At 48.9% G+C, this 7,122-nt stretch carries 4 protein-coding genes; all 4 read left to right on the top strand.

Going from position 1 to position 7,122, the window contains the following annotated elements; genetic code table 11:
* Positions 1 to 235: 235 nt before the first annotated feature.
* The 4 genes from ACYVJG_RS09265 to tsf all read left to right on the top strand — a co-directional run bounded on the left by ACYVJG_RS09265 (position 236) and on the right by tsf (position 7,051).
* Entirely contained in the window at positions 236 to 2,605 is a 2,370-nt protein-coding gene (locus ACYVJG_RS09265; protein WP_460430805.1) for a PAS domain-containing sensor histidine kinase, read from the top strand.
* Between the two features lie 52 nt (positions 2,606 to 2,657).
* Positions 2,658 to 5,138 carry an EAL domain-containing protein gene (locus ACYVJG_RS09260; RefSeq protein WP_460430804.1) on the top strand — a complete coding sequence of 827 codons (2,481 nt, stop codon included), beginning with the start codon at positions 2,658 to 2,660 and terminating at the stop codon, positions 5,136 to 5,138.
* 147 nt (positions 5,139 to 5,285) lie between these two features.
* On the top strand, positions 5,286 to 6,023 hold the full coding sequence (rpsB, locus tag ACYVJG_RS09255; protein WP_460430803.1) for a 30S ribosomal protein S2: 738 nt from the start codon (positions 5,286 to 5,288) through the stop codon (positions 6,021 to 6,023).
* Positions 6,024 to 6,175: 152 nt separating this feature from the next.
* On the top strand, positions 6,176 to 7,051 hold the full coding sequence (gene tsf / locus ACYVJG_RS09250; RefSeq protein ID WP_460430802.1) for a translation elongation factor Ts: 876 nt from the start codon (positions 6,176 to 6,178) through the stop codon (positions 7,049 to 7,051).
* Positions 7,052 to 7,122 lie beyond the last annotated feature (71 nt).

The raw sequence follows: 7,122 nt of genomic DNA, 5'->3' as shown, positions 1-7,122 counted from the left end.
CTCGTGTCTCGTGTCTCGTGTCTCGTGTCTCGTGTCTCGTGTCTCGTGTCTCGTGTCTCGTGTCTCGTGTCTCGTGTCTCGTGTCTCGTGTCTCGTGTCTCGTGTCTCGTGTCTCGTGTCTCGTGTCTCGTGTCTCGTGTCTCGTGTCTGGGGACAGATTTGTTTGCTGTTAATAGGTGCTATCGTTAGTGGTGCTGCGATAGCAAATACTCGACCTTACTCAGAGTCTGTCATCATGGCTTCACCGTTGTTTCCATGGTTGATCGCCTTCCTGTTGTTGTGCCTTTGCGCTGTGCTTTGGTGGCAATGGCAAACAAGCCAGAAAAAACATCACTACCTTCGTTTGGTATTACATCATTTTCCTGAACCTGCGCTGGTGATTCGACAAGGTCGATTTGTCGATTGCAATCCGATTGCGCTGAATATCTTAGGCTATGGTGATAGCCATGCCATTATTGGTAAAACCCCGGGTGAATTATCGCCACGTTATCAGCCAGATGGCGAATTATCCGAGCAAAAAGCCAGTAGTTTGATGCAATTGTTAAGTGATGGTGAACCACAACAACGCTTCGAATGGACTCATATTCGTGCTGACGGCAGCTTATTTTTTGCTGAGGTCTCACTATCTTCGTTTTCTGCTGAGGGTGAAGACTGTGTCTTGGTCACTTGGCACGATATTGGCCTACGCAAAATCGCACAACAACATCTAGAAGAAGAGCTCCAACTCTTTGCTTCTGGCCCGGTGACCGTGATGAGTTGGCAACCCACACCCGGATGGCCGTTGCGTCATGTGTCCGATAACGTGGCGGCGGTGCTCGGCTATCAAAAACACGAAGTCTTTGCTGATGATTTCCACTTCTTTGATTTAATTCATCCTGAAGATCAATCTCGAGTCGCAGCCGAGGTGGCATCTTATATTCATTCCAAGACGCTGCACTTTGAACAAAGCTATCGAATTCAACACAAGGACGGTGACTACCGCTGGTATTACGACTTCACCCGTCTGGTATTCGATGACAAAGGTGAACTGCTGCATATCCGTGGCTATTTGTTTGACCAAACCCATCTCAAAACGCTGGAACACCATCTTGAACAAGAACGGCAGCGTTTAAGCAATATTTTGTGGGGAACCGGTGTTGGTACGTGGGAATGGCATATTCCTTCAGGTGAAACCCGTTTTAATGAACGATGGGCAGAAATCATTGGCTATCGATTAGACGAACTCCAACCCATCAACATCAACACATGGTTAAAGTTTGCCCATCCAGAAGATTTTGCCGCCTCAGAATCCTTACTCAACGCGCACTTTGCAGGTGAAATAGATTGTTACGAGGTTGAAGTCAGGATGCTGCACCGTGAAGGGCATTGGGTGTGGGTGTTAGACCGTGGCAAGGTTATTTCATGGGATGCAGAAGGTAAACCACTGTGGATGGCTGGCACCCATACTGATATCAGCCGCCGTAAACAAGCCGAGTTTGCCTTACGTAGCAGCGAGGCACGGATGCGTAGTCTGTTCGATATGTTGCCAGATGGGGTGGTATTGATCGACCCTGAAACCGCTTTACCTGTGCAATTCAATCCTGCTGCCCATCAACAGCTGGGTTATAGCGCAGACGATTTCGCGCTTTTGCCGATTCCAGCATACGATGCCTATGAACATCCAGAAGAAACTGCTGCTCGTTTCGAACATCTGTTAACCGAGGGTTATGACGATTTTGAAACGCTACACCGCAAGCAAGATGGCAGTCTGATCACTGTCCATGTCACAGTGCAACGGGTGGAATTAGAAAATCAGCCTCACTTCTTGGCGATTTATCGCGACATTACGCAACGTAAAGAAACCGAACGTTTATTGGCGCTACAACGCGAGGAACTGGCTCGTTCCAATGCCGAATTAGAACAGTTTGCCTATGTTGCTTCGCATGATCTACGCCAACCCCTGCGAATGATCAGCAGCTATGTGCAACTGTTGGAACAAAGTTTGGCACAACATCTCAACACCGATACACAACAGATGATGTTCTTTGTTCGTGATGGTGCGTTGCGTATGGATCAGATGTTGGTGTCGTTGTTGGAATACTCTCGGGTTGGGCGCAAAGGGTCACCTTTGGCCGTAGTGGACAGTCGTGAACGTCTTGATGAAGCATTACATTTTTTGTCGCCAGCGATTCATGAAGCACAAGCGCACATCGACATCCTTGGCGAGTGGCCACAATTACACGCCTCTCGTGATGAACTGACCCGTTTATTTCAAAATTTAATTGGTAACGCAATCAAATATCGCGCACGAGATCGCACCCCCCATATCGTCATCACCGTAGAAGCGAAGGATGAGGAAGGGTGGTTATTTTGTGTCAAAGATAATGGGATTGGTGTTGCACCAAACCAATTCCACCGCTTGTTCAAAGTCTTTCAGCGTTTGCATACTCGTAATGAATATGAGGGCAGCGGGGTGGGGCTGGCGGTGTGCCGTAAAATTGTTGAGCGACATGGTGGAAAAATTTGGATTGAATCTGCTGGCGAAGGGTGTGGCAGTATGTTTTATTTTTCGTTGCCAAAATGGCAAGCTCAACCAGAAATGGCAATAGATGCTTTGGTTGCTTGATGAAAATTTGATATGCTTTCAGTCTTTTTTGTTCTTCACATAGGAAAAATCCATGTATCCCGATCCTACCAGCACACCCGCCGCTTGCCCTGTTGTGCTTGTGATCGAGGATGATCCTGGTGATGCACAACTGATTCGATGGCAGCTTTTAGAGCGCAGTCCAACCGCATTTGATGTTCATATTGTCGAAAGTCTGGCGGCAGCTGAACGCAAAATCCACCAAGGGATTCACCCCGATGTGGTATTGCTCGACCTTAATTTGCCAGATTCTTTTGGCATCTCAACGGTGGCCAGCTGCCGTAAATTATTACCTGATGCGCCGATTGTGGTGCTAACAGGGTTGGACCAGCACGAAACCATTCAAACAGCGATTGCCGCCGGCGCAGAAGATTTTCTCAGTAAAGGCACCGATGGCAGTAACGTCAGAAAAGCCATCCGCTATGCCATCCTGCGACATGATCGTGAAGCGGATGCGCGCCTTGCCGCAACGGTGTTTACCCACGCCTCTGAAGGCATCATGATTACCGCGCCGGATGGTCATATCATCGAATGTAATGCTGCTTTGAGTGATATGACTGGTTATCCCCGCGATGAGCTACTCAATCAACCTCCCTATTTGTTGAATGCGCCGCAGCATCAAGCCGCTTTTGATGACAATCTATGGTCATATCTCCAACAGCAGGGGCAATGGCAGGGTGAGGTGTGGAATCAGCGTAAGAATGGTGAATTGTTTATTGCCCAGTTGATGATCAGTGCGGTTTACGATGGTCGTGGGGTGATTTCTCATTATGTCTGTTTCTTTACGGATATCACGCTACAAAAACAGCAACAACAACAACTAGAACGGCTGGCCCATTTTGATGCTTTGACGGGTTTGCCAAACCGCGCTTTGTTGGCTGATCGTCTGAGCCAAGAAATGCGTCATACCCATCGCCAAAATAGCAAAATTGCCTTGATTTATATTGATTTGGATGGCTTCAAGGCGGTGAATGACACCTATGGTCATCAAGCAGGTGACGTGCTGTTGACCACTGTGGCGCGGCGAATGCGGCAAGCCTTACGAGAGACCGATACCGTCGCACGGTTAGGTGGTGATGAATTCGTGGCGGTGGTCACCGATCTATCGGAACATGCTGATACGATCATCTTGCTTGATCGTCTGTTAGGGGCGGCAGCACAGCCGGTGGCATTTGGTGATGCACAGCTGCAAGTGTCGGCCAGCATTGGGGTTGCCCTCTATCCTGTGCATGGCGCGGTTGATGCCGATTTTCTACTCCGCCAAGCCGATCAAGCGATGTATCGTGCGAAACAAAGCGGTAAGAATCGCTATCGTTTTTTTGATCCCGAAGAAGACAAACGGGCGCGTGAGTTGCATCAACGCTTAGAACGTTTGCACCAAGCATTTACTTTGGGCGAATTTTTCTTGTTGTATCAGCCACAAGTCAATATGCGCACGGGTGAACTGATGGCGGTCGAGGCACTGTTGCGCTGGCAGCCCGATTCAGACACGGTTGTTTTACCGCGAGATTTTCTACCTATTTTAGATAATGATAAGTTGTGTTTGCAGCTGGGTGAATGGGTGGTGCATTCCGCGCTACAACAAATGTTGCAATGGCAAACGCAAGGTTTATCGATTTCTGTCAGTGTCAATCTGAGTGCCCGACAATTTCAATCGTCTGCATTTCTGCCATTTTTGGGTGAGGTGCTGGCGCGTTACCCCGAATTACCGCGTTTTAGTCTGTGTTTAGAAATCATAGAAACCAGCGCACTCGATGATATGGCGGCGACATCGGAGGCGATTCGCGCCTGCAATGCCTTGGGGGTGGCTGTGGCATTGGATGATTTTGGCACTGGTTATAGTTCGCTTGACTATATCCGCCGTCTGTCCGCCAGTCAGCTTAAAATTGATCATCGTTTTGTTGGCAATATGTTGAACGACCCTGATGATTTGGCGATGCTCGAGGGCGTGTTAGGGCTGGCTCATGCTTTCCGCTGCCGTGTGGTGGCAGAGGGCGTGGAGTCAGAAGAGCAAGGTAATTTTTTATTACGTTTAGGATGTGAGTTGGCGCAGGGGTTTGCTATTGCACATCCCATGCCGGCGGAACAGGTGGCGGCGTGGTTGGCAACTTGGCAGCCGCCTGTGCGCTGGCGCAGTCTTTCGCGGGCCAGCCGTGATCTATTGCCATTATTATTTGCAGCGGTGGAACATCGGGCGTGGATTCGTGCAATTGAATCACACCTCTCATCCGTCCCTTCTGCCATACCTTTGCCTGCATTAGATGAAACGCAATGCCGTTTTGGTCAATGGCTGTTGCAAGAAGATTTAACCCGCTATGGTTCGCCAGCATTGTTTGCTGAAATCGACCGTTTACATCGCGAAATTCATCAATTAGCACGCCAATTACTCGGCCAACAACAGCAAGACATGCCTACGGATGGTGCGCAGTTGCAACAGTTACGTGGGCTAAGCGAACAGCTGTTTGCCTTGTTGGTATATGACGGCAGTGCCATTTTGCCGTTACCGCCGCGTTAGTTTTACATTGAAGCGGTTGTGCCTTCTGTGCTATCCTCTCGCGCCGCGCTAATGAGTTAGCGCGTATTACTCACATTCGCGCCAAAGGGTGCCTTTAGGTCAACCGCGCGAATGGCGGAATAACCCTTTGATTTTCAGGAATTACTGATGTCCACTCAAGTTACTATGCGCCAAATGCTCGAAGCTGGCGTGCACTTTGGTCACCAAACTCGCTTCTGGAACCCAAAAATGTCTCAGTACATTTTTGGCAGCCGCAACAAGATTCATATCATCAACCTCGAAAAAACCCTGCCTTTGTTCCTCGAAGCACAAAACTATGTGCGTCGTTTGACTGCAAACAAAGGTACCGTGTTGTTCGTGGGTACAAAGCGTCAAGCTCGTGACATCGTGCGCGAAGAAGCCGCACGCGCTGGTATGCCTTACGTTGACCAACGCTGGTTGGGCGGTATGTTGACTAACTTCAAAACCGTCAAACAATCGATCAAGCGTCTGGAAGACAAACAAGCCTTGTTGACCAATGCTGATGCCGGTTACAACAAAAAAGAAATGTTGGACCTGCAACGCGAAGTCGAAAAACTCGACCGCAGCTTGGGCGGTATCCGCGAAATGAAAGGTTTGCCTGACGCAATCTTCATTATCGACACTGGCTACCAAAAAGGCGCAGTGAGCGAAGCACAAAAACTGGGTATTCCAGTGATTGGCGTGGTGGATACCAACAACAGCCCAGACGGCGTGAACTATGTGATCCCTGGTAACGACGACTCTGCTCGCGCAATTCGTCTGTACGCTCGTGGTATCGCTGATGCCGTGTTGGAAGGCAAAGCACAATCGCTGCAAGAAGTGGTTGCCGCTGCTGCTGAAGCACAAGCTGCCGCTGCTGAGTAATCTGCTCGAGACAGTCTAAGGAAAAAGGGGCGTATGCCCCTTTTTTTGAATGTGGCGTTATTGCCGCTTGTCATCAAACGGTAATTGCCAAAATCGTATCTTTCACGGCTGTGGCCTCACAACCGTAATTCTATTTATTCAGGAGTCATTCAATGGCTGAAATTAGCGCAAAAATGGTGGCCGATCTGCGTGCCGCAACCGGTCTGGGCATGATGGAATGCAAAAAAGCCCTGGTTGAAGCAGAAGGCGATATCAAAAAAGCTGAAGAAATCCTGCGTATTAAATCGGGTGCGAAAGCAGGTAAATTGGCTGGCCGTACCGCTGCCGAAGGCGTGATTGCTCACTTGATCGAAGGTCAACACGGCGTGTTGTTAGAAGTCAACTGCGAAACTGACTTCGTGGCAAAAGATGACAGCTTCTTGGCTTTTGCCAATGCCGCTGCTAAATCGGTGTTGGCTGTTAACCCAGCTGATGTTGAAGCGCTGATGGCTGCTAATGATGGTGCTTTGGAAGCAGAACGTAAGGCAGTGATCGCAAAACTGGGCGAAAACATCTCTGTTCGTCGCTTTGTTCGCTATGAAACCGCTGGCAAATTGGCTGCTTATCTGCACGGTTCGAAAATTGGCGTGTTGGTTGATTTTGACGGTGCTGAAGAGCAAGTGGGTAAAGATATTGCAATGCACATCGCAGCTTCTAAGCCAATCTGCGTATCGAAAGATGAAGTGCCTGCAGAAACCTTAGAATCCGAACGTCGTATCTACACCGCTCAAGCTGCTGAATCTGGCAAACCTGCTGATATCGTGGCGAAAATGGTTGAAGGTCGTATCACTAAATACTTGGCCGAAGTCACCTTATTGGGCCAAGCTTTCGTGAAAAACCCAGACCAAACCGTTGAAAAACTGTTGGCTGAAAAATCCTCGAAAGTGAATCGTTTCACCATGTTCATCGTGGGCGAAGGCATCGAGAAAAAACAGGAAGATTACGCTGCTGAAGTGGCTGCTGCCGCTGCTGCTGCAAGCAAAGCGTAATTTCTGTTTTCTTACGCGAAAAGGCACCTCGGTTATGAGGTGCCTTTTTTCGAACATACTGATTGGGTATG

This window comes from Aquaspirillum soli (genome assembly GCF_054781915.1).
This window is presented reverse-complemented; position numbering and strand designations above follow the sequence as displayed.